Annotated in this window: 2 protein-coding genes and 1 pseudogene; all 3 read left to right on the plus strand. The window is 43.6% G+C overall.

What is annotated here, in order from left to right; genetic code table 11:
- On the plus strand, window positions 1-225 hold a 225-nt coding region (locus ENN47_11995), incomplete at its 5' end, for a dTDP-glucose 4,6-dehydratase (GenBank protein HDP78870.1).
- 176 nt (window positions 226-401) lie between these two features.
- Window positions 402-1073, plus strand: a complete 672-nt coding sequence (locus ENN47_12000; GenBank protein HDP78871.1) for a winged helix-turn-helix transcriptional regulator — start codon at window positions 402-404, stop codon at window positions 1071-1073.
- A pseudogene (locus ENN47_12005) lies at window positions 1066-1944 on the plus strand (nucleotide sugar dehydrogenase). The gene ENN47_12000 and the pseudogene ENN47_12005 overlap by 8 nt, the downstream one beginning before the upstream one ends.

Consider the following 1944-nt stretch of genomic DNA (forward strand, 5'->3'; position numbering starts at 1 on the left):
AACGAATCACTTATAGAACATGTGACCGACAGGCTCGGCCACGACAAAAGATATGGCATCGATCCGACGAAGATAAGCTCTGAGCTGGGATGGAAGCCTTCGATCATGTTCGATGAAGGAATAGAGATGACTGTAGACTGGTATTTGACCAACAAAGCATGGGTTGAAAGCGTTATCTCTGGAGAGTATCTTGAGTTTTATAGCAAGAACTACGATCTACAGTGATCTTCATCTAGTCTGCGTCTCCGAAAGGTTATCATTGCTCAATGATTGTCGAGTGTCTATTCATTACGCATTTCTATGATCAATATTCTGAACAATGCTTTGAGCTAATTGCATGGCAGTGATTGATGTGTTATTATTCACTCAGTGAGTGATCACTATTCGTTGGAGATGATGCCTTGTATCAGGAGCTGGGAAGTTTCTTCAATCCTTCACCAGAGACGAGAGAACTGAATATCCTGCAAGCGATAGCCGAGAATCCTTCAATATCTCAAGAACGGCTCTCAAGGGAGATCGGAATTGTTCCTTCGATGGTGCACAGGTACTTAAGCGACTTTGAGAGAACCGGCTTGATAGCTAAAATTGGAGAGAATAGACGTTCGATGAGTTACATATTGCTTGATGAGGGCAGGGTCAGACTTCAGTACCTTACTGTCGCTTATCTAGCAGATGTGGCAAAGATATACGCTCAATCGAGAAGCGTTTTCGGAGAAGTTCTTGATTTCATTTCGGCAAGAGATTTCGAGAAGGTCTATCTGTATGGCGCCGGAATCGTTGGAAAGATGGTTTCAACTATTCTGCTCTACGAAAGAATCGATGTTCTTGGTTTCATTGATGATGCGGACTTCAAGAAGGGAACACAAGTGAACGGAATAGTGGTACTCGAACCCGAGCGAGTTGCTGGGAACGAATACGATGCAGTTATTGTTGCGTCATTTGCTCACTCTGCTTCAATACTTTCAAAGGCAGAAGCGATTGGACTCAAAAAGCTTTACTCATTTGAGATCTCCAGTAAAGGGAGGGTCTCTTTGAAAGAGCACAAAACGAATGGAGGATCTGAAAATGACTGAAGAGAATATTCTGAATGCATCGGCGAATGTAGGAATAATTGGAATGGGTTATGTGGGGCTTCCTCTTGCAGTCGAGGTTGCCAAGGCGGGCTTTGATGTTAGAGGTTTTGAGATAAGCGCCGAGAGAGTCAAAATGCTAAACAACGGCGAAAACTACATTGGAGATGTAGATAATAACGAGCTCAGAAGTCTTGTTAGAGACGGCAAGCTTCTGGCGTCCGTTGATTTTGAAGGAATCTCCAATTGTGATATTGTCATAGTTTGCGTTCCAACGCCGCTAGATGTCTTCAAGCAACCTGATCTTTCTTACATTGTAAATGCTTCAAGAGAGATTTCGAAATATATATGAAGACCGGAACGTTGGTTGTACTGGAATCTACTACTTTCCCCGGTACGACTGAAGACATTATGAAGCCAATACTGGAAGAAACCGGTAAAATCTGTGGAGAGGATTTCTTTCTTGCTTTCAGTCCTGAAAGGGTTGATCCAGGAAACCAGAGTTTCAAGACGGGAAATACGCCGAAAGTTGTCGGCGGATGCGGCGAGAAGTCAACTTCTCTCGCAAAGGCCTTTTACGAAAAGGTATTACATGCTCCAATTTTCGTTGTCAAATCTCCTAGAGAAGCGGAAATGACGAAGATTCTGGAGAACACATTCAGAATCGTCAATATCGCTCTAGCGAATGAGATGGCCATAGTCGCGGAGAGAATGGGTATAAATATCTGGGAAGTCATTGATGCGGCGTCTACAAAGCCTTTTGGTTTCATGCCTTTCTATCCTGGTCCGGGCGTTGGAGGCCACTGTATTCCCATTGACCCGTTCTATCTGACATATATTGCAAGAAAGTACGACTATCACACTAGGCTAATAG

Origin of the sequence: Mesotoga infera, from assembly GCA_011045915.1 — a bacterium.
GTDB lineage: Bacteria > Thermotogota > Thermotogae > Petrotogales > Kosmotogaceae > Mesotoga > Mesotoga infera_D.